Consider the following 19,824-nt stretch of genomic DNA (forward strand, 5'->3'; position numbering starts at 1 on the left):
TTTGGCCGGCATGGCTGCTTCATCGAACAAGAGCGTCGAACCAACGACCCGGTCCCGCGGCCGACAGCCGACATTCGATCGTGACGAGGCGCTGGAAACGGCGCTCGATCTGTTCTGGCGACACGGCTATGACGGGGTCAGCATTGCCGACCTGACCAAGGCGATCGGTATCGCTGCCGCCAGCCTCTATCACGCGTTCGGCAGCAAGGCGGATCTCTACCGCGAAGTGTTGCATCACTACCGCTCGGTCCGGATCGGTGCGAAGGAGATTGCCGACGCACCGTCGAGCTACGACGCCGTCCGCCAGATGCTTGACCGCGGGATCACCGCCGTGACCATGCCGGGCAAGCCGCTCGGGTGCATGGTGTCGAGCGGCATGCTAATGACGTCGGAGGAGAATGCCGATCTGGCCGCGGAGCTCAAGGCGATCCGGACGGTGTCGCGCAAGGCGCTGGAGCGGCGCATCGCACACGACGTCAAAGAAGGCGTTCTGCCGGCGACGACGGATGCCGCTGCGCTCGCCCGGTTTTACATGACCGTCCTGCAGGGGTTGTCAGTGCAGGCCCTGGACGGTGCGAGCGCCGCTGAACTGCGGCTCGTCGCGGCATCAGCCCTTCGAGCCTGGCCGGGCGCCCCGTCAGATCTGCTCTAGCGTCGCGTAGAGCGCGATCCCAAACAGTGCCAGCGCGCCGAGGATGAAGCCAAGCAGGAACAGCCAGACGCCGCCGCGCCGGCGCGGTGTGGCGACGGCAGGCGCCGGCTGCCGGGACGGGCTGAATGCGCGCTCGCGTTCGACCATGCGCCTGGCGACATAGTCGGTCACCGCCTGCACGATCATGGCCGCCTCATGCGATTCCGCGATCACGATGCGGCCATTGCGGGTGTCCTGCACGAAGCGATATTGCCGCTTGTCGCGGCCCATCGCGATATGCGCCACCACATCGATCCACAGCCGCGGCGTCTCGCCCTGGCTGATGCCGCGATCGAACAGATCGATGTCGCCGGGAATCTGCTCGAACAGCGGATCGAGCGCGTCGTTCAGGATCTCCAGCCGCGCCACCTCCGCATCGCGCAGGTCGACCACCACGCCGGTGCGATCGGCGGCCTCGATCCGGGCCTGCCGCAGCGCCTCGCGCAGCCGCATTGGACGAGATTCGTTACCGCTATCGGACGCCTGGGCCATGACCGGCTTCGTGACGTTTTTCAGGGAGGTCCACGCCGGCAGCCTAGCAGCAACCCAAGGTTCCGCAAACGCTTATTATTTCCAAGCACTTACATGAATTCCAAAAGGACGTGGGCGGCCCCGCCCGGCGTCAACCGGATGAGACCGCCCCGTCCTTGGGCATTTAACGTGGTGCAGATACCCGGCGAATGGCTTTAAGCGGCGGGCGCGCGCTGCGGTTCCTCGACGATCGAGAACCGGACGCCGGCTTTGTGCCGGTTCTCTTCCGATACCTCGCGCCAGCAGTCTTCGGCTTCCTTGCGGGACTTGAACGGTCCTTTGACCTGAGCCGAACCTTCCACGAGCTTGTGGAAGTTCATCGAGCCGAACTCACCGCCAATCACCCAGAAATTGCTGCCTTTGGTCATGGTCAGTCTCCTGTTAGCCGAATGGTTGCTAGCCGAACTGGTTCATCGTGTTGTGGGCGCCGCCGGCCTTCAGCGCAGCCTCGCCGGCGAAGTACTCCTTGTGATCGTCGCCGATGTCGGAGCCGGCCATGTTCTGATGCTTGACGCAGGCGATACCCTGACGGATCTCCGCGCGCTGCACGTTCTTCACATAGCCCAGCATGCCCTGCTCGCCGAAATATTCGCGGGCGAGATTGTCGGTCGACAGCGCGGCCGTGTGGTAGGTCGGCAGCGTGATCAGGTGGTGGAAGATGCCGGCGCGCTTGGCCGAATCCGCCTGGAAGGTGCGGATGCGCTCGTCGGCCTCGATCGCCAGCGGCGTGTTGTCGTACTCCGCCTTCATCAGCTCGGCCCGATTATACTGGCTGACATCCTTGCCGGCTTCCTTCATCGCGTCATAGACCTGCCAACGGAAGTTGAGGGTCCAGTTGAACGACGGCGAGTTGTTGTAGGCCAGCTTCGCGTTCGGGATCACCTCACGGATGCGATCGACCATCTTGGCGATCTGCTCGATGTGCGGCTTCTCGGTTTCGATCCACAACAGGTCGGCGCCGTTCTGCAGCGAGGTGATGCAGTCGAGCACGCAGCGGTCCTCGCCGGTGCCGGGCCGGAACTGATACAGGTTCGAAGGCAGCCGCTTCGGACGCATCATCTTGCCGTTCCGGTTGATGATGACATCGCCGTTGCGCGCGTTCTCCGCCGTCACTTCCTCGCAATCCAGGAAGCTGTTGTACTGGTCGCCGAGATCGCCGGGCTTGTGGCTGACGGCAATCTGCTGCGTGAGGCCAGCGCCGAGCGAGTCGGTGCGGGTGACGATGATGCCGTCCTCGACGCCGAGCTCAAGGAAGGCGTGGCGGCAGGCGCGGATCTTGGCCAGGAACACCTCGTGCGGCACCGTCACCTTGCCATCCTGGTGACCGCACTGCTTCTCGTCGGAGACCTGGTTCTCGATCTGCAGCGCGCAGGCGCCCGCCTCGATCATCTTCTTGGCGAGCAGATAGGTCGCCTCGGCATTGCCGAAGCCGGCGTCGATGTCGGCGATGACGGGCACGACGTGAGTCTGGAAGTTGTCGATCTTCTCGATCAGCGCCGCTTCCTTCGCCTTGTCGCCGGCCTTCCGCGCCGCGTCGAGGCTGCGGAAGATGTCGTTGAGCTCGCGAGAATCCGCCTGGCGCAGGAAGGTGTAGAGCTCCTCGATCAGCGCCGGCACCGCGGTCTTCTCGTGCATCGACTGGTCGGGCAGCGGCCCGAATTCCGAGCGAAGCGCTGCGATCATCCAGCCGGAGAGATACAGATAGCGGCGATCGGTCGTGCCGAAATGCTTCTTGACCGAAATCAGCTTCTGCTGCGCGACGAAGCCATGCCAGCAGCCGAGCGACTGGGTGTACTTGGTGGGATCATTGTCATAGGCCGCCATGTCGGCACGCATCAGCGCCGCGGTGTAGCGGGCGACGTCGAGCCCGGTCTTGAAGCGGTTCTGCAGGCGCATCCGCGCCACGGCCTCGCCGGTGACGCCGTTCCAGGTCGGGTTGGTCTTGAGCAGCGCCTCGGCAGCTGCGACCTCGCTCAAATAGGAAGCGGGCCCTTGGACAGCCTGGTCACCGATCCCGCGTGGCTGGTAATTCATGTGCTCGATCCTTTTCGTTAGGTCGCTTCGCACACTCAACATTTTTGACAGTGCGCTGCGAAATGCGTGACCAGAGCTAAACGCGAATCCCGAAGCTTCGTACAGATGGCTTGTCTTTGAATGGTGATGTCATGTAACATATGCACTTGTCACAAATGTCGTTTTGTAAATTTTGTCACAATCTAGGTCAGCAAGACTGACCTTTGACAGGTGACAAGAGGCACCAAGAAGCAGAAGGGCGAGATGGCAGGCGAATCCGGGAAGAAACTGTTCGTGGGCCCGCGTTTCCGGCGGATCCGCCAACAGCTGGGCCTGTCGCAGACCCAGATTGCCGAGGGGCTCGGGATCTCGCCGAGCTATGTCAACCTGATCGAGCGCAACCAGCGCCCGGTCACAGCGCAGATCCTGCTGCGGCTGGCCGAAAGCTATGACCTCGATCTGCGCGACCTCGCCACGGCCGACGAGGATCGCTTCTTTGCCGAGCTGAATGAAATCTTCTCCGATCCGCTGTTCCGGCAGATCGACCTGCCGAAGCAGGAGCTGCGCGACCTCGCCGAGCTCTGCCCCGGCGTGACCCACGCGCTGCAGCGGCTCTATGCCGCCTACACCGAGGCGCGCCGCGGCGAGACGCTGGTCGCCGCGCAGATGGCCGATCGCAACGAGGGCGGCGCCCGCTTCGAGGCCAATCCGATCGAGCGCGTGCGCGACCTGATCGAGGCCAACCGCAATTATTTCGCCGAGCTCGAACAGGCCGCCGAGACCTTGCGCGATGAGCTGAACGTGCCGGCAGAGGAGCTCTACGCCGCCCTTGCCGCACGCCTGCGCGAGAAGCATGGGGTCGTCACCCGCATCATGCCGGTCGACGTGATGCGCGAGACCTTGCGCCGCTTCGACCGCCACCGCCGCCAGCTCCTGATCTCCGAGCTGATCGATGCGCCGGGCCGCACCTTCCAGCTCGCCTTCCAGCTCGGCATGGCGGAATGCGCGCAACCCTTGCAGACCATCGTGGCCCGCGCTGGCAATCTCGACGACACCGCGCGCCGGCTCTATCGCATCACGCTCGCCAACTACTTTGCCGCGGCCGTCATGATGCCCTACCCGGCCTTCCTCGCCGCGGCCGAAGCCCTCAGCTACGACATCAACGTATTAGCGCAGCGTTTTCAGACCGGGTTCGAGCAGATCTGCCATCGCCTGACTACGCTGTCGCGGCCGAATGCGCGCGGCATTCCCTTCTTCATGCTGCGCGTCGACAATGCCGGCAACGTCTCCAAGCGGTTCTCGTCCGGCACCTTCCCGTTCTCGAAATTCGGTGGCACCTGCCCGTTGTGGAATGTGCATTCGACCTTCGACACGCCGGACCAATTGTTGCGGCAGGTGATCGAGCTGCCCGACGGCACGCGTTATTTCTCGATCGCGCAGGTGGTGCGCCGGCCGGTGGCGCCGCACCCGCATCCGCAGCCGCGCTTCGCCATCGGTCTCGGCTGCGAGATCCGCCATGCCGCCAAGCTCGTCTATGCCGCAGGCCTCGATCTGGAAAAGACCGAGGGCACGCCGATCGGCGTCAACTGCCGGCTCTGCGAGCGCGAGAACTGCAGCCAGCGCGCCGAGCCGCCGATCACCCGCACACTGATCCTGGACGAGACCACGAGGCGGGTGAGCTCGTTTGCGTTTTCCAATGCAAGGGAGTTGTGAGCAGACAGGATGTCGTTGCCCGGCTTGACCGACCGCGCGATTCACCACCGCTGTCGTCCCCGCGAACGCGGGGACCCATAACCACCAACGGTCGTTGTTTGGTTGATGCGTCGACCATTTGATCTCGCAACATCCGCTGCGGCGTATGGATCCCGGATCGCGCTCGCTCCGCTCGCTTGTCCGGGACGACATCGGCGAAAAGCAGCACGCTGTCTCTGTCATCCCAATCCCAGGCATGACGCCCCAGTCTCGCGATGCACGCTTCGCGCCATCTCTCCTCCAGATAAGCGCAGCGCCTTATCACTCGTTTTGCGGGAAAATACCGCGGTCCGAGCACAGGGACGACCTGCGGCAAATCGTACCAACCTGCTCCCCGCACGGGCATGAGGCAGGCAAGCCTGCAGCCGAGCCGCTTGATATTGCTGCACTTGCTCGGCGCGGCGGACGGCACACGATGGCAAGTGATGCGGCGCGATCGCGCCGCCGTCACTTCGTTCGGGAACCCAGGGTTTCCAGAACGGTTGCTTTGCCGTTCCGCACAGCAAAGCGAGAGTCCCGTGAACCGCCGTCAGTTCGTGCAGTCTGCGGCTGCGATCCCGATCACCACATCGCTGCTCCGCAGCGCCTCCGCGGCCGCTGCGTCGGGCCAGCCATTCAATGCCTCCCAGGTGCGCGACCTCGCGCGCAATCTGGCCGGAAAGCCGTTCGCCGCCCCGGACGATCATCTGCCGGACGCGCTGGCCAAGCTCGACTACGACGCCTTCCGCTCGATCCGATTCCTGCCGGAGCATGCGCTTTGGCGCGATGAGAAGCTGCCGTTCCAGGTGCAGTTCTTCCACCGCGGCTTCATGTACAAGGACCGGGTCGACATCTACGAAGTATCGAACGGACAGGCCGCGCCGGTGGCCTATCGTCATGACGACTTCTCGTTCGGGCCACAGGTCCCACCTCTGCCTGCGGCCGATCTCGGCTTTGCCGGCTTCCGCATTCATGCCCCCATCAACCGGCCGGACTATTACGACGAGGTCTGTGTTTTCCTCGGCGCGAGCTATTTCCGCGCCGTCGCGAAAGGCGAGATCTACGGGCTTTCGGCCCGCGGATTGGCGATCGATACCGGGGAAGCGAAAGGCGAGGAGTTCCCCGTCTTCAAGACATTCTGGCTCGAGAAGCCGGCAGCCGGAGCCACGGCGATGGTGGTGCACGCGTTGCTTGATAGCAAGAGCGCCACCGGCTCATACCGCTTCACGATCCGGCCGGGCGACACCACCGTGTTCGATGTCGAGGCATCGATCTATCCGCGCGTCGAGATCGCCCATCCCGGGCTCGCGCCGATGACCAGCATGTTCTTCTTCGGCCCGAACGATCGCAGCGATACGGACGATTTCCGGCCCGCGGTGCACGATTCCGACGGGCTTGCGATGTTCAACGGCAAGGGCGAGCAGCTCTGGCGTCCCCTCAGCAATCCGCGCGACCTGCAGGTCAGCGTGTTCAACGATCTCAACCCGCGTGGTTTCGGGCTGATGCAGCGGGAAAAGAAGTTCTTCGCCTACCAGGACCTGGAGTCGCGCTTTGAACAACGACCGAGCCTCTGGGTCGAGCCGATCGGCGATTGGGGCGAAGGCGCGGTCATGCTGTTCGAGATTCCGACCAAGCAGGAGATCCACGACAACATTGCCGCGTTCTGGCGGCCGAAGACGCCGCTCCCGGCCAAGGGCGAGCACAACATGACCTACCGCCTGCACTGGGGTCCGGATGCCCCGAAAACGCATACGCTGGCGCGCTTCACCCGCACCGGGGTCGCCGCCCGCGGCGAAGGCAGGCTGTTCGTGCTCGAACTCGAAGGCGACGCCTTGAAGGACCTCGACCCGAACACCGTGAAGGGCGTGGTCAGCGCCGAGAAAGCCGAGGTGACCAACGTCGTCGCGCAGCCGAATCCGGAAACGGGAGGCTGGCGGCTGAGCTTCCAGTGCGCCGTCAACGACGCACCCGTGGAGCTCAGGGCGGAACTGGTGGCCAACGACAAGCCCGTCTCGGAGATCTGGATCTACCGATGGACACCGTGACCGCAGCGCAGCCGCGCGAAAGCTGTGACATCGCGGGCTTCCTTCCCACCGAGGCGCCGCTGGCGATGGAGCCGGTCGCGCTGCATCAGGCTGCGCGCGGCAAGCAAGACGCCGACAGCGGGCACCGGCAACGCGTCGCGTTCCGTCGCGGCCTGATCCTGGCTGGCACTGCGGCCCTGACCGCGGCAGGCTGTTACAGGATGTATGAGGTGGTCGAAGTCGGCGGGGTCACCGTGCTGGAGGGCATGGTGCTCGTGCTGTTCTCCGTGCTTCTCGCCTGGATTGCCTTCGCCTTCGTTTCGGCGCTGGCCGGCTTCTGTGTCATATTTGCGCGCCGGCGCGACACGATTGCGATCGACATCGATGGTCCCCTGCCCGCGGTTTCCAGTCGCACGGCGATGCTGCTGCCGACCTACAACGAGGACCCGGACGCCGTGATGGTCCGGCTGCGCGCCATGGTCGAGTCGGTGGCAGAGACCGGACAGGCCGAGCGCTTCGACTGGTTCCTGCTCAGCGACAGCACCGATCCCGATATCTGGATCGGCGAGGAGGCAGCATTCCTTGCGCTCCGCCGAACCTGCGGTGACAGCCGGCTGTTCTATCGGCACCGCGCCGACAATACCGCCCGCAAGTCCGGCAACATCGCCGACTGGGTCCGTCGCTTTGGCGCGGCCTATGACTACATGATCATCCTCGATGCCGACAGCCTGATGAGCGGCGCGAGCGTGGCGCGGCTGGTTCACGCCATGGAGCACGCACCGCAGGCGGCGCTGATCCAGACCCTTCCCGTGATCGTCAACGCCAAGAGCCTGTTCGCCCGCCTGCAGCAATTCGCAGGACGGCTCTATGGGCCGGTGATCGCAGCCGGCAATGCCTGGTGGTACGGCTCGGAAGGGAATTATTGGGGCCACAACGCGATCATTCGCGTCGCCGCGTTCGCGCAGGATGCGGGCTTACCGGAATTGCCGGGGCGCAAGCCGTTCGGCGGCCATATCCTGAGCCACGATTTCATCGAGGCCGCGTTGATGCGCCGCGCCGGCTGGGGCATCTACATGACGGTCGATCTCGGCGGCAGCTTCGAGGAGGTGCCGCCATCGCTGCTCGACTATGCCGCGCGCGACCGGCGCTGGTGCCAAGGCAACCTGCAGCATCTCGCCGTGCTGCCCGCCCGCGGCCTGCATTGGGTGTCGCGACTGCATCTGCTGACCGGGATCGGCGCCTATGTCACCGCGCCACTGTGGCTCGCCTTCCTCGTGCTCGGAATCCTGATCTCGCTGCAGGCCAACTTCGTCAGGCCGGAATATTTTCCGAAGGATTTTGCGCTATTTCCGACCTGGCCGGCCCAGGATCCCGTGCTCGCCGCGCAGGTCTTTGCCGCGACGATCGGCCTGCTCCTGATCCCTAAGCTGCTCGCCTGCATCGCGACGCTGTTCATTCGCACGCAGCGCCACGGTTTTGGCGGCGGCTTGCGCCTGTGCATTGCAGTTCTGACAGAAACAGTGCTGGCAGCACTGATCGCGCCGTCGATGATGATCTTCCAGTCGGTTGCCGTGATCGAGATCCTGCTGGGCCGCGACGCCGGCTGGCAGGTGCAGCGCCGCAGCGACGGCGGCGTGACGCGTCAAGAGATCTATCGCAAGTTCGCCCTGCCGACCGCCTGCGGAGTGGCCATGGCCGCAAGCGCCTATGCGGTCTCCCTGCCGCTGCTGGCCTGGATGTCGCCCGTGATCGCCGGCCTGGTCCTGGCGATTCCGATCGGCTTCATCACATCAAGCCGCAGCAATGGCGCGCGCCTGTTCACGACGCCGGAGGATCGCGCTCCTTCGCCGGTGCTGATCCGTGCTAGAGAGCTTGCGGAAGCGCCGCCGTTTCGGCGCGGGGCTGCGCTGGTCGAGCTGCGGCAGAACGCCGAGCTTTTCCGGCATCATCTGCAGGCCCTGCCGCCGCCCCGGCCGCGCAAGCCGGGCGCGATCGACGTCGACCTGGCAACCGCAAGGGCGAGGATTGCGGATGCTGACGGGTTCGAGCAGGCGATCGGATTTCTCTCCCGCCGTGAGACGCTCGCCGTGCTCAACGATCCCGTGACGCTTGAGCGGCTCATGACGCTGCAAGCTGCGGATATTTGAGCCAAGGCTCGCCATACCTCCGCCCCGATTGCAAAGCGCGGCTCGCAATTGCATAGTCGCGCGCGTTTTCGGCCCGTTGATGAGGCTGATTCGAGACAAACCCTTTTCGCGACGATTCTTGACGATTCTTGGGGACGATTGAGGACAACCATGGCGGATGCCGACCTTGATGCCGTGATCCGGCAACTGGCCAAACAGCAGAACAAGACCATCCTGGCGGCTGCAAAAAAGCGGCGCGACCGCTTCACCGGCATGGCTGTCAAGGCCAAGGACAAGGACGCCAAGGAACGCTACAAGATGCTGGCGCGGGAGGTCATCGAGCAGGCCAATGCCGCGGCGCGCCGGCTGCTGCTCTCGGCCGACAACGCCGCCGACAGCTATGCCCGCGCAATGCGCCAGGCCGCGGCCGCCGAGCTGCCCAAAGTAGCTGAGAAAAAGACAGCCGAGAAAAAGGCGCCCGAGAAAAAGGCCGAGAAGCCACAGGCTCCAGCCGCTGCCAAGCCCGGCAAAGAGACCAGCAAGGGCGCCAAGAAAGCCGCGAAGAAGGACGCGGCCCAGAAGGCTGCAAAGAAGGCCGCTTAGGCCCGCCTCCCTCGTTCGTCGGCACGACCTTCATCGTCGGCGCAAGCAGCGAGCGCCTGCGACGCGCTGTTGCAAGCAGTTCGTGCTCGGCGTCAACAATCCGCTGCCTTAACCGCTAGTTCCCCGGCAGGCCGGCGCAGCCGGCGGGCAAAAACCCGTGGCCATTTGCAACCTTCCGCTCCGCACCGACTTGCCTCGCAGGTTGGTTCGCGCGGAGGTTTGCATGAAGGCGCTGGTCTGGCACGGCAAGGAGGATATCCGCTGCGACACCGTCACCGATCCCGAGATCGAGCATGAGCGGGATGCGATCATCAAGGTGACGAGTTGCGCGATCTGCGGCTCCGACCTGCATCTGTTCCACAACTACATCCCCGCCATGATGCCCGGCGACATCATGGGCCACGAGACCATGGGCGAGGTGGTCGAGGTCGGCTCCGGCGTGAACGGCAAGCTGAAGAAGGGCGACCGCATCGTGGTGCCCTTCACCATCATCTGCGGCGAATGCGAGCAATGCCGGCGCGGCAATTTCTCCGTCTGCGAGACCACCAACCGCAACAAGAAGATCGCCGAAAAGGTGTTCGGCCATACCACCGCAGGCCTGTTCGGCTACACCCATCTCACCGGCGGCTATCCGGGCGGCCAGGCCGAATATCTGCGGGTACCGTTCGCGGACAAGACCCACATCAAGGTGCCGGACAGCCTGTCCGACGAACAGGCGCTGTTTCTCAGCGACATCCTGCCGACCGGCTGGCAGGCCGCCGTGCAATGCGACATCGAACCGGATGATACCGTTGCCGTGTGGGGCTGCGGGCCGGTGGGCCAGATGGCGATCCGCAGCGCCATCCTGCTCGGTGCCAAGCAGGTGATCGCGATCGATCGCCTCCCCGAGCGGCTCTCGATGGCCGAGGCGGCCGGCGCCATCACCATCAACTTCGAAAAGGAGAGCGTGGTCGGGCGGCTGAACGAGCTGACCGACAACAAGGGGCCGGAGAAATGCATCGACGCCGTCGGCTTCGAAAGCCATGTCAGCGTCGCGCAACCGGACAGCGTGCTCGATCGCGCCAAGCAGATGTTCATGATGGAGAACGACCGACCGCATGCGCTGCGCGAGGCCATCTATGTCTGCCGGCCCGGCGGCATCATCTCGATCCCCGGCGTCTATGGCGGCTTCTCGGACAAGATCCCGATGGGCATGCTGATGAACAAAGGGCTGACGATCCGGACCGGCCAGACTCACGTCAACCGCTGGACCGACGATCTCCTGCAGCGGATCGAGGACGGCCAGATCGATCCGTCTTTCGTGATCACGCACACCATGCCGCTGGAGCGCGGACCCGAGATGTACCGCGTCTTCCGCGACAAGCAGGACAGCTGTGTCAAAGTCGTGCTGAAGCCGTAAGGGAATCCAACGATATGTTCTATCTGTCCAACTACGTCCGCTCCAAGGGAGACCCGAAAGTCGTCTCGAGCGGCCCGAGCTCGCTGACCTCGGCCGACCGGTTGGCGCGCAATCTCGGCTGGTTCAGCATCGCGCTTGGCTCGCTCGAGCTGTTCGCGCCGCATCGCGTCACCCGCACGCTCGGCATGGAAGGGCGTGAAGGCCTGATCCGCGCCTATGGCGTGCGCGAACTGCTTGCCGGGGTCATGTCGCTCTCGGTCGACAAGAAGGCCGGGATGTGGAGCCGCGTCGCCGGCGACGGGCTCGACATGGCGACCCTGGCCTCGGAGCTGCGCTTCAGCAACCGCCGCGCCGGCAATGTGCTGGTGGCGATGATCATGGTCGGCAGCATCACCGCACTCGACTACATTGCGGCGCAGGATGTCGGCAAGCAGCACGACCCGAAGCGCGGGCGCAAACGCGACTACAGCAACCGCAGCGGCTTCCCCAAGGGCCTTCAGGCCGTCAAAGGAGCTGCATTGCCGCAGCCGGCGAGTGCGGGCATCGGCCAACGCGAGCCCGCACCATTCTGATTGCGGTCCTACTGTGCAGGCAACGGCACCTGAAACAACGTCAGGCCCGCAATTTTCGGAAATGCCTCCGCAGCCTCCGGCGATACCAGCGCGACGACGGCGGCGGCGACTTCGCCGCTGAGCAGCCGGCTGATGGCGGTCGACTGGCCTTCGAGCACCAGCACCTCCGGCGCACCAGCCGCGGCGATCGCCGCCGTGATCCGTCCATTCGAGGCCGCATTGCGATCGTCAATCGCGATCACTTTGCCGCGCAACTCCGAAACGGCCTTGACGTTCGGTCCTGCCATCACGACCGCAACCAGACGTGCTTTCGGCTTCTCTCCGGCTTGCGGCGGGACCGTTGCCGACGCGATCGCGGTCATGCGCTCGGCGAGCGCGGTCGCGACCGCCACCTGCTCCTGAATCTTGGTTGGATTGGCGCTGCCCGCTGGAGATGTTTCAGCCCGATCGGCCGGTCGCGGCGGGATGGACTGTGCAGCCTGCGGCGGCTGCGGCGGAGATGGCGGCGCTGGTGGCGGTGACACCGCGGGGGAAGCCGATGTGGCAGCCCGGGTGGATGATGGCGGCTGGACGGCGTCCGCGCGCGGCCTGGCGTGATCGGCCGTGCGGCTGATCTGGCCGGCTGCTACGGAGCGGTGCCGGTGTCGAGCGACATGGCGGCGGGCCGACCGGACGTGATGGACTGTGGCGGACCGACGCTGCGCACCCTCCACGTCCTTGCGCGGGGCAACAGCCGGCTCAGGCGTACAGGCCGTATTGTTCAGAGTGACGCATGGCGCAGCAGATTGCTGTGGCGCCGAATGACTGCACCCGGCGACTGTCAACGCCAGGGCGCCGATGACAAGCGCTCTCAAAGTATTGCCCCCAATTGTTGACGCACCCGATCCCGTTTGCGCGGGCTCCAATCTCTTCTGCCAAGCGTTAAATCCGGGCTTATGCGGCCGCGCCGTCCAGTGGCGTGGTTAATGCGCTCTCATCGCCGCGCCGGCCGGCATGATTTTCCTGTTGCTGGCCCAGCGCCGCAGTCCTCGAGAGACAGCCAGCGCACTGACTTAAATCAAAGAGTGCGAGGCGCAGGCGCTGTCCATTTCGGGCGTGAATGAAGCATGCCGGTCGGCAGCGGCAAGAATGTCGCAACTGCAACGGCCGACGCCGGTTCACCGCACACGGAGGAGACCCATGAGCAAGCGCATGATGGTGGTTATGATCGGCTCAGCGCTCGGCCTGATCGCAGCAAATGAGAGCGCACAGGCAGGTCTGCTGGCGCATTACGAATGCAACGTGATTGGCCCCTCGATCCCCGAACCCATTGGCGACCGAAGCGGACACAGTCTGGCGGTCACGCAATTTTCCTGCCTGGCAGTCGATGGCGCAATGAAGGGCGCGGTCTACACCGCGACCAATGTCGCTGAGTGGGACGGTCCGAAAGCTGTCTATCAATTCGCCGGTGGCGTCCATCGGATCGCTGGCGGCTTCGCGGTGACACAAATGGCGGAGGGCGGCGCGACCCTCATCATGAAGGATGGTCAGCCGGTCGGGAGCGAGGGGGCCGGCAAGGCCGTCATCAAATTTGCGGTTGGCGCGCTTGCTGCCTATGCCGGCAAGCAGGTGACATTCACCGCCAAGTCGACCGGCCTCGGCCACTTCATTCTCGAATTTACCGATTGAATATCGGTGGCGTATTCGGCGCGGCGTCGATAATCGAGGACCAGAGCGCGATGGGGTTGGGTCGAATCACCATCGCGCTCGAGGTCTTGATTGAGCATCATCTTTTTCGGAAAACCGCTTCGCACTTTTCCGGATCATGCTCTCGCGCGGTCCGGACCGGGCCCGCATGGAGGTGCACTTTCGCCATTGATCGTCCTTCGCGGGCCAGCCATGGTGGGCGCTCCCGGCTTCCTCAATGGCCGGGAGGTCCCCTTGCCTGGCGTGCGCCAGCCGCAGCGGAACCAGATGCTGCAGCAGATGTTTTCTAAGTCGCGAAGGACGTCTCATGGCCAAGATTGACCCTGCCGCCGGCAAGCCCGCCGCTCCAGCTGCGCTTGCCAACATCCCGAGGCTGATCACGGCCTATTATGCGCTCAAGCCCGATCCCGCCGAGCCCACCCAGCGCGTCGCCTTCGGCACCTCGGGCCACCGCGGCTCGTCGCTGAAGACCGGCTTCAACGAAAATCACATCCTCGCCACCACGCAGGCGATCTGCGACTACCGCCGGCAGCAGGGCCTGGACGGTCCTCTCTTCATCGGCATCGACACCCATGCGCTGGCCGAGCCGGCGCTGGCGAGCGCGCTGGAGGTGTTCGCCGCCAATGGCGTCGACGTCATGATCGACAAGGACGGCGGCTACACGCCGACCCCGGTGGTCTCGCATGCGATCATCTCCTACAACAAGGGACGCACCGCGCATCTCGCCGACGGCGTCGTCATCACGCCGTCACACAATCCGCCCGAGGACGGCGGCTACAAATACAATCCGCCGCATGGCGGCCCGGCCGATACCGACGCCACCGGCGAGATCGAGCGGCAGGCCAATGTCTATCTCGCCAATGAGCTCGCCGGGGTGTCGCGGATCACCTATGCGCAGGCCCGCAAGCAGGGCTCGGTGCATCTGCATGACTACGTCACGCCCTACATCGAAGACCTCGCCCACGTCGTCGATCTCGCCGCGATCAAGTCCGCTGGCGTCAAGATCGGCATCGATCCGCTGGGCGGCGCCGCGGTGCATTTCTGGGACCCCATCATCGCGCGCTACGGCATCAACGCCGAGATCGTGAACGATCGCGTCGATCCGACCTTCCGCTTCATGACCGTCGATTGGGACGGCAAGATCCGCATGGACTGCTCGTCGCCCTACGCGATGGCGAGCCTGATCGGCATGCGCGACAGATTCGACGTCGCCTTCGCCAACGACACCGACGCCGACCGGCACGGCATCGTCACCCGCTCGGGCGGGCTGATGAACCCGAACCATTATCTGGCGACCGCGATCGCCTATCTGTTCGCGCACCGCCCGGACTGGCGCGCGGATGCCGCGATCGGCAAGACCATCGTCTCCTCCTCGATCATCGACCGCGTCGCGCGCAAGCTGAACCGCAAGCTGGTCGAGACCCCGGTTGGCTTCAAATGGTTCGTGGAGGGTCTGGGCTCGGGATCGTTCGGCTTCGCCGGCGAGGAAAGCGCCGGGGCCTCGTTCCTGAAGCGCGACGGCACGGTGTGGACCACCGACAAGGACGGCATTATCCTAGGGCTTCTCGCCGCCGAGATCATGGCCAAGCGCGGCCGCGATCCGAGCGAGCTCTACAAAGAGCTGACGGCTGAGCTCGGCGCCCCCGTCTATGAGCGCATCGACGTGCCGGCCGCGCCGCCGCAGAAGGCCGCGCTGAAGGCGCTGACGCCAGAGAAGCTGAACCTCAAGGAGCTCGCCGGCGATCCCGTGCGCATGGTGCACACCAAGGCACCGGGCAACGGCCAGTCCTTCGGCGGCATCAAGGTCGAGACCGATTACGGCTGGTTCGCCGCGCGCCCCTCGGGCACCGAGGACGTCAACAAGCTCTATGCCGAGAGTTTTCGCGACGCGGCGCATCTGAAGCGCATCCAGGAGGAGGCGCAGGCGGCGCTCGCCAAGGTGGCGTGAAGAGGCGAGTGGCGAAGGGATTTCTCTTCCCCCATTCGCTACTCCCTGTTCGCTATTCGCCCCCTCGCCTTTCCCTTTCCCCGCGGGTCGGATATTCCTTGTCTCACAAGGATTAACCGCCGCCGGGTGAGACCGAATGCGAAGCCGTTTCTGCAGCCTGCGAACCACGTTCGCCATCATCGCAACCTGGATCGCTTTCGGATCGGCCGCATCGGCACAATTCGCTCCGGCTCCAGACGGGACCGTCGCACCGCGGCCGGTCCGGACCCCACCGGCGCGTACAGCGGCCTGCCACAACGGCCAGAGCTTTGCCCAATTCCTTGCCGAGCTGAAGCAGCGCGCGGTCGCCGAGGGCGTTTCGCAGCGGGCCATCGCGGAAGCGTCCCCTTACCTCACCTACGACCAGGGCATCGTCAACCGCGACCGCGGCCAGCGCGTGTTCGGCCAGATCTTCACCGAGTTCGCCGGCCGCATGGCCGCGAACTACCGGATGCAGAACGGCCAGCAGCATATCCGCACCTATGCGGCGGCGTTTGCCCGCGCCGAGAAGGAGTATGGCGTGCCGCCGGCGGTCATCGCCGCGTTCTGGGGCCTGGAGAGCGATTTCGGCGCCAATATGGGCAACCTGCCGGTGCTGCCGTCGCTGGTGTCGCTCGCCTATGACTGCCGCCGCAGCGAGCGCTTCCAGAACGAGACCGTCGCCGCGCTGAAGGTGATCGACCGCGGCGATCTCGCGCCCTCCGAGATGCTCGGCTCCTGGGCCGGCGAGCTCGGCCAGACGCAATTCCTGCCGACGCATTACGTCACCTACGCCGTGGACTATGACGGCGACGGCCGGCGCAACCTGTTGCACAGTGCGCCTGACGTGATCGGCTCGACCGCGAACTACATCGCGACCGGGCTGAAATGGCGGCGCGGCGAGCCGTGGCTCGAGGAGATCAGAGTGCCGCAAAGCTTCCCCTTCGAGCAGGCCGATCTCACCGTCAAGGCGCCGCGCAGCAAATGGAATGGCCTCGGTGTCACCTATCCGGATGGACGGCCGCTGCCCAACGACGCGCTCGAAGCCTCGGTGCTGCTGCCGATGGGACGCAACGGCCCGGCGTTCCTGGCCTATGCCAATTTCGGCGCCTACACCGAATGGAATAACTCGCTGATCTACTCGACCACGGCGGCCTATCTCGCCACCCGCATCGCCGGTGCGCCGCCGATGCGCCGGCCTGCAGGCGCGGTCGCGCAACTGCCGTTCAACGAGATCAAGGAATTGCAGCAGTTGTTGACCCGCGCCGGCTACGACGTCGGCAAGGTCGACGGCGTGCTCGGACAGCAGAGCCGCACGGCCATCAAGGAGATGCAGCTGAAGTTCGGCCTGCCGGCCGATTCCTGGCCAACCGCGGAGCTCCTGGCCCGCATGCGCGGCGCGCCACGGGCGCAGGCCGCACCTGCGGCCACGGCCACGCGCTAGACGAGGGCATACGCTCACAAACGCTCGAGATCACGCAGTCACAGACTGATTCCGGCAGCGCTACCTGCCCTTTGCCGAAGCGCGACAGCCTTGTTGTGAAGCGCCTTCGCCGCCTGCTCGCGCAGCGCCGGTTCTTTGGCGGCCCCGTACCGCGCGATCACATCGTCATAGACCGCGATCTCCTGCATACCCCGTCCCAATTCACCGAGCCTGACAGCCTTATGGACCATCGCCTTCGCCACCTGCTCACGCATCACCGGTTCGCTTGCGGTGCTGAACCGGCCGATGAGATCGTCATAAACCGCGATCGCTTCCTCGGCCCTGGCCTTCTGGGCAAGCCTAATCGCCTTGTTGGATAACGCCCACCCAACCTGCTCACAGACCGCCGGTTCCGCCGCGGTCCCGAACCGAATGACCACCTCGTCATAAGCGACGATTTCTTCCTCGTTACGGCCCATTTCGCCAAGCCTGATGCCCTTGCTGACCAACGCCTTGGCTACCCGCACGCGCATCGCCGGTTCGCTGGCGGTCCCATAGCGTGCGATCACTTCGTCATAAATGGCGATCGTTTCGCCTTTTTGTCCCATTTCGCTGAGCTTGACGCTCTTGTTGACCAGCGCCTTCGCCAAGTGCTCCCGCAACGCCGGTTCGCTTGCCGCTCCGAAACGTGCGATGACTTCGTCATAGACTGCAACCGCTTCGTCGTTCCGTCCCATCTTGGCTAGTCTGGCCGCCTTGTTGCCGAGCGACTTCGCCACGTGCTCACGCAAGACAGGTTCGCTCGCAGCTCCAAAACGCGCGACGACTTCATCATAGATCGCAATCGCCTGCTCGCTCCTTCCCAATTGACCGAGCCTCACTCCCTTGTTGTAGAGTGCGATTCCCACCTGCTCGCGCAACAACGGCTCCCTCGCGGTCCCGAACCGCCGAAGCACTTCCTCATCGGCTGCCATCTGTTCATCTTTGCGCCCGATCTGGCCAAGCCTGATACTCTTATTGACGAGGGCCTTGGCGACCTGCTCACGCAACACCCGTTCGCTCGCCGTTCCAAACCGCGCGACCAGTTCGTCATAGACCGCGAGTTCTTCGTCGAGCCGCCCAAGCTGGCCGAGCCGCAGGCCTTTATGGACGAGCGCCTTCGCAACATGTTCGCGCAAGATGGGCTCGGCCGCTGTTCCGAACCGACCGATCACCTGATCATGGACCGCGACCGCTTCGGTGCTGCGTCCTAATTCGCCGAGGCCGACTCCCTTGTTGTAAAGCGACTTCGCGACCCGCTCACGCAAGGCCGGTTGGCTGGAGGTCTCGAACCGCGCGATCAGCTCGTCATAAACTGCAACTGCGTGCTCCCTCCGCTCCAACTGGCCAAGCCTGACAGCCTTGTTGAAGAGTGCCCACGCCACATGCTCCGTGAGTACCGGTTCGGTGGCGGCTCCGAATCGCTCAACCACGTCGTCATAGGCCGCGAGCGCTTCCTCGTCCCGCCCCAACTCGGCAAGGCGAACGCCCTTGTGGACCATCGCCGTCGCCACACGCTGGCGCATCGTCGGTTCGTTCTCTGTCCCGAGATGCCCGATGAAGTCGTCGAAGACCGCGATCTCGTCCTCGCTGCGTCCGAGCTGGCGAAGCCTGCTCATCTTGTGCTGCCGTGCATTCGCGACCAGTTCGCGCAGAACCGGTTCGCTTGCCGTCCCGAACCGCTCAGCCACTTCGTCATAGACCGCGAGCGCTTCGTCGCTCCGCCCGATCTGGGAAAGCATGCCTCCCTTACTGACGAGCGCCCTCGCGACCTGTTCGCGCATGTAACGTTCGCTAGGGCGGCCAAACCGCGCGAGCAGCTCATCGTAGGCTGCAATTGCCTCCTCGGGCCGCCCGATCTGGCCGAGCTTATTCCCCGTGTTGAACAGCGCCTCCGCCGCCGGAACGCGCAACAAGGGTTCGCTCGCCATCGCAAACCGTTCAACGATCTCCGCCCATGCCGCGATCTCGTCCTCGGTTCGCCCGGTCTGGCCAAGCCTGGCCGCCTTGTTGCCGAGCGCCCATGCCACCTGACGGCGCAAGGGGAGTTCGCTCTCGGCCCCGAAGCGCCGGACCATGATCTCATAAACCGCGATCTCCTCGTCAATCCGCCCTGCCTCGCCAAGAGTCACGGCCTTGCTGCCCAACGCCATCGCTAGCAGATCGCGCAGCGGCAACTCGCTTGCGGTGCCCAACCGCATGACGATGTCGTCATATCTCGCGAGCGCGTGTGCGGTCTGCCCCAATCGGCGGAACATGACCGCGGCGTTGAGCAACGCCATCGCAACCAACTCGCGCGCGGGAAGCTCGGTCGCGGCCCCCAGCCGCCCGACCACGCCTTCATAAGCCGCGAGCGCTTCGTCGTTTCTCTCCAACTCGCCGAGCCTGACGCCCTTGTTGAAAAGCGCCCGTGTGACCAAATCCCGCAACATGACGTCGCTCGTGTCGCGGCTGCGTCCGATCAGATCCTCATAGACGGCGAGTTCGTCCGCGGTCCGGCCCAGATTGCCGAGCATGATGGCTTCATTAAACAGCGCCTGCGCGACGAGCTTGCGTAGAACGGGACCGTTCGCGGCGCCAAACCGCTGCACCACATCCGCGTAGACCGCGACCGCTTCCTCGCTCCGCCCTGATTGGCCGAGCGCGACGCCATTGTTGACGAGTACTTTCGCGACTTGCTCAGGCGACAACGGCACACCGGCGGTTTCGCCCCATTTGGTCACATCGTCATTGGCCATGATCCTGCCCCCCGTAGCGCTATGCTGGCCGCCAAGCCTGTCCCTGGTCGTCGGCTCGCCAGAACCCTCCCAGGTTGTCCCTTGCTCGGATAGACACCAAACCGGCGCAAAACTGAGGCGCCGTTCGCACATGGGTCTCCCAGGCCATAGCAACGGCCGACGATTGCCGGCCATTTCGCAAACGTCGGGAATGGCGATACGGACGAGACCTTTCAAGATGGAGCCGTTGCTGCAACGGCTCCACAATTAAAGCGCACACTTCAGCCTCGATAGCGCAACGAG

Annotated in this window: 15 protein-coding genes; 10 read left to right on the forward strand and 5 right to left on the reverse strand. The window is 64.5% G+C overall.

What is annotated here, in order from left to right:
• Positions 1-10 precede the first annotated feature (10 nt).
• Entirely contained in the window at positions 11-652 is a 642-nt protein-coding gene (locus ACQR1W_RS32380; protein ID WP_434854624.1) for a TetR/AcrR family transcriptional regulator, read from the forward strand.
• Here the strand turns inward: ACQR1W_RS32380 and ACQR1W_RS32385 are convergent.
• The 3 genes from ACQR1W_RS32385 to ACQR1W_RS32395 all read right to left on the reverse strand — a co-directional run bounded on the left by ACQR1W_RS32385 (position 638) and on the right by ACQR1W_RS32395 (position 3,256).
• Positions 638-1,183 (reverse strand): hypothetical protein, encoded by a 546-nt coding sequence (locus ACQR1W_RS32385; RefSeq protein WP_434854566.1) that lies wholly within the window; start codon positions 1,181-1,183, stop codon positions 638-640. The genes ACQR1W_RS32380 and ACQR1W_RS32385 overlap by 15 nt on opposite strands.
• Positions 1,184-1,377: 194 nt before the next feature.
• Complete coding sequence (locus tag ACQR1W_RS32390) at positions 1,378-1,590, reverse strand: DUF4170 domain-containing protein (RefSeq protein WP_035984176.1); 213 nt, start codon at positions 1,588-1,590, stop codon at positions 1,378-1,380.
• Positions 1,591-1,618: 28 nt separating this feature from the next.
• Positions 1,619-3,256, reverse strand: coding sequence for an isocitrate lyase (locus ACQR1W_RS32395; protein WP_008974676.1), 1,638 nt, complete (start codon positions 3,254-3,256; stop codon positions 1,619-1,621).
• 243 nt (positions 3,257-3,499) lie between these two features.
• Here ACQR1W_RS32395 and ACQR1W_RS32400 point away from each other — a divergent pair, with 243 nt between their 5' ends.
• The 6 genes from ACQR1W_RS32400 to ACQR1W_RS32425 all read left to right on the forward strand — a co-directional run bounded on the left by ACQR1W_RS32400 (position 3,500) and on the right by ACQR1W_RS32425 (position 11,690).
• Positions 3,500-4,948, forward strand: a complete 1,449-nt coding sequence (locus tag ACQR1W_RS32400) for a helix-turn-helix domain-containing protein (protein ID WP_434854567.1) — start codon at positions 3,500-3,502, stop codon at positions 4,946-4,948.
• Between the two features lie 557 nt (positions 4,949-5,505).
• On the forward strand, positions 5,506-7,011 hold the full coding sequence (locus tag ACQR1W_RS32405; RefSeq protein ID WP_434854568.1) for a glucan biosynthesis protein G: 1,506 nt from the start codon (positions 5,506-5,508) through the stop codon (positions 7,009-7,011).
• Positions 6,999-9,137: a glucans biosynthesis glucosyltransferase MdoH gene (mdoH, locus tag ACQR1W_RS32410; protein WP_434854569.1), complete on the forward strand. Its 2,139-nt coding sequence runs from the start codon at positions 6,999-7,001 to the stop codon at positions 9,135-9,137. The genes ACQR1W_RS32405 and mdoH overlap by 13 nt, the downstream gene beginning before the upstream one ends.
• A 150-nt stretch (positions 9,138-9,287) precedes the next feature.
• The gene (locus ACQR1W_RS32415; protein WP_008973518.1) at positions 9,288-9,719 is read left to right on the forward strand and encodes a hypothetical protein; all 432 of its coding nucleotides are present in this window, start codon (positions 9,288-9,290) and stop codon (positions 9,717-9,719) included.
• A 223-nt stretch (positions 9,720-9,942) separates the two neighbouring features.
• On the forward strand, positions 9,943-11,118 hold the full coding sequence (locus ACQR1W_RS32420) for a zinc-dependent alcohol dehydrogenase (protein ID WP_434854570.1): 1,176 nt from the start codon (positions 9,943-9,945) through the stop codon (positions 11,116-11,118).
• Between the two features lie 14 nt (positions 11,119-11,132).
• Positions 11,133-11,690: a hypothetical protein gene (locus tag ACQR1W_RS32425; protein ID WP_434854571.1), complete on the forward strand. Its 558-nt coding sequence runs from the start codon at positions 11,133-11,135 to the stop codon at positions 11,688-11,690.
• A gap of 8 nt (positions 11,691-11,698) precedes the next feature.
• Here the strand turns inward: ACQR1W_RS32425 and ACQR1W_RS32430 are convergent, their stop codons facing one another.
• Positions 11,699-12,082 (reverse strand): hypothetical protein, encoded by a 384-nt coding sequence (locus tag ACQR1W_RS32430; protein WP_434854572.1) that lies wholly within the window; start codon positions 12,080-12,082, stop codon positions 11,699-11,701.
• Positions 12,083-12,869: 787 nt separating this feature from the next.
• Here ACQR1W_RS32430 and ACQR1W_RS32435 point away from each other — a divergent pair.
• From ACQR1W_RS32435 to ACQR1W_RS32445, 3 genes are all read left to right on the forward strand, one after another.
• Complete coding sequence (locus ACQR1W_RS32435; RefSeq protein WP_434854573.1) at positions 12,870-13,358, forward strand: hypothetical protein; 489 nt, start codon at positions 12,870-12,872, stop codon at positions 13,356-13,358.
• A gap of 325 nt (positions 13,359-13,683) precedes the next feature.
• On the forward strand, positions 13,684-15,324 hold the full coding sequence (gene pgm / locus ACQR1W_RS32440) for a phosphoglucomutase (alpha-D-glucose-1,6-bisphosphate-dependent) (RefSeq protein WP_434854574.1): 1,641 nt from the start codon (positions 13,684-13,686) through the stop codon (positions 15,322-15,324).
• A gap of 136 nt (positions 15,325-15,460) precedes the next feature.
• The gene (locus ACQR1W_RS32445; protein ID WP_434854575.1) at positions 15,461-16,786 is read left to right on the forward strand and encodes a lytic murein transglycosylase; all 1,326 of its coding nucleotides are present in this window, start codon (positions 15,461-15,463) and stop codon (positions 16,784-16,786) included.
• 38 nt (positions 16,787-16,824) lie between these two features.
• Here the strand turns inward: ACQR1W_RS32445 and ACQR1W_RS32450 are convergent, their stop codons facing one another.
• The gene (locus tag ACQR1W_RS32450; RefSeq protein ID WP_434854576.1) at positions 16,825-19,080 is read right to left on the reverse strand and encodes a tetratricopeptide repeat protein; all 2,256 of its coding nucleotides are present in this window, start codon (positions 19,078-19,080) and stop codon (positions 16,825-16,827) included.
• Between the last annotated feature and the right edge of the window lie 744 nt (positions 19,081-19,824).

This window comes from Bradyrhizobium sp. HKCCYLS1011 (genome assembly GCF_051167795.1).
In the GTDB taxonomy this organism is placed as follows: domain Bacteria; phylum Pseudomonadota; class Alphaproteobacteria; order Rhizobiales; family Xanthobacteraceae; genus Bradyrhizobium.

Excerpts from the sequence above, each read along its gene's own strand:
- ACQR1W_RS32380 (WP_434854624.1), top strand. The coding sequence starts at position 11 with ATGGCTGCTTCATCGAACAAGAGCGTCGAACCAACGACCCGGTCCCGC.
- ACQR1W_RS32385 (WP_434854566.1), bottom strand. The coding sequence starts at position 1,183 with ATGGCCCAGGCGTCCGATAGCGGTAACGAATCTCGTCCAATGCGGCTG.
- ACQR1W_RS32390 (WP_035984176.1), bottom strand. The coding sequence starts at position 1,590 with ATGACCAAAGGCAGCAATTTCTGGGTGATTGGCGGTGAGTTCGGCTCG.
- ACQR1W_RS32395 (WP_008974676.1), bottom strand. The coding sequence starts at position 3,256 with ATGAATTACCAGCCACGCGGGATCGGTGACCAGGCTGTCCAAGGGCCC.
- ACQR1W_RS32400 (WP_434854567.1), top strand. The coding sequence starts at position 3,500 with ATGGCAGGCGAATCCGGGAAGAAACTGTTCGTGGGCCCGCGTTTCCGG.
- mdoH (WP_434854569.1), top strand. The coding sequence starts at position 6,999 with ATGGACACCGTGACCGCAGCGCAGCCGCGCGAAAGCTGTGACATCGCG.
- ACQR1W_RS32415 (WP_008973518.1), top strand. The coding sequence starts at position 9,288 with ATGGCGGATGCCGACCTTGATGCCGTGATCCGGCAACTGGCCAAACAG.
- ACQR1W_RS32420 (WP_434854570.1), top strand. The coding sequence starts at position 9,943 with ATGAAGGCGCTGGTCTGGCACGGCAAGGAGGATATCCGCTGCGACACC.
- ACQR1W_RS32425 (WP_434854571.1), top strand. The coding sequence starts at position 11,133 with ATGTTCTATCTGTCCAACTACGTCCGCTCCAAGGGAGACCCGAAAGTC.
- ACQR1W_RS32435 (WP_434854573.1), top strand. The coding sequence starts at position 12,870 with ATGAGCAAGCGCATGATGGTGGTTATGATCGGCTCAGCGCTCGGCCTG.
- pgm (WP_434854574.1), top strand. The coding sequence starts at position 13,684 with ATGGCCAAGATTGACCCTGCCGCCGGCAAGCCCGCCGCTCCAGCTGCG.
- ACQR1W_RS32445 (WP_434854575.1), top strand. The coding sequence starts at position 15,461 with ATGCGAAGCCGTTTCTGCAGCCTGCGAACCACGTTCGCCATCATCGCA.